General features: G+C 44.0%; 2 protein-coding genes. Both read left to right on the forward strand.

What is annotated here, in order from left to right; genetic code table 11:
- A partial coding sequence (locus A3763_RS04100) for an AraC family transcriptional regulator (protein WP_156494893.1) occupies positions 1–505 on the forward strand: 505 nt, incomplete at its 5' end.
- A 48-nt stretch (positions 506–553) separates the two neighbouring features.
- The coding region (locus A3763_RS04105; RefSeq protein WP_197482753.1) for a glutathione S-transferase N-terminal domain-containing protein at positions 554–816 on the forward strand (263 nt) is incomplete at its 3' end.

Below are 816 nucleotides of genomic sequence, written 5' to 3' on the forward strand. Positions count from 1 at the left end.
TAAGTATCAGGAAGTCTGTAAGGGCGAGCTTAAGTTCTCTCAAGAGCAGACTGGTATTGTGTTTAAGAAATCGGCGCTTGATTTGAAAGTGAAGCATGGCAACCCTTATTTGCTTAGTGTTTTAACCTCTTATGCTGAAAAGCTGCTTCGCAAGGTTGCTTCAAGCTCTGATATCAAAGATAAAGTCAGGCGTTTTATTCGGCGTCACTTGGCCGAAGATGCAGAACTGGACGTTGAGCGTGCTGCAAAGGCTCTCAATATGAGCCGTCATACGCTTTATCGAAAACTGAAAAAAGAGCAGGTATCCTTTCAGTCTTTGGTTGAGGAAGTTCGGCAGCGAGAAGCTGAGCGTTATTTGAAGGAAAACAAGGTTTCTATTAGTGAAGTTGCATTTTTGTTAGGGTTTTCTGAATTGAGTGCTTTTAGCCGGGCCTTTAAACGATGGACGGGCGAGTCTCCTGCAAAGTTTCGAGCAAAGAGTTTCAATGGGGTCAGACTCGATTGAAAATCAATCGAGTCTGACCCCATTGAAACTAAAATAGAGGGTTAACTGATGAAGTTATATGGCAAGGGTACATCACGTTCTTTTCGTTGTGTTTGGGCGGCTGAAGAGGCTGGTCTTGATTACGAATATATCTCGGTAGAATTTGGCAGCGCGGGCGAGAAAGGCACGAACAGTGAAGATTATCGTTCCATGAATGTTCAAGGTAAGGTGCCGACGCTTGCTGACGGTTCTGTTTCTGGTGGCCCCTTGGTATTAACTGAAAGTGCTGCGATTGTTAATTATCTTGGCGCTGTATCTGATAAGAACTTATG

The organism is Oleiphilus sp. HI0128, from assembly GCF_001635365.1.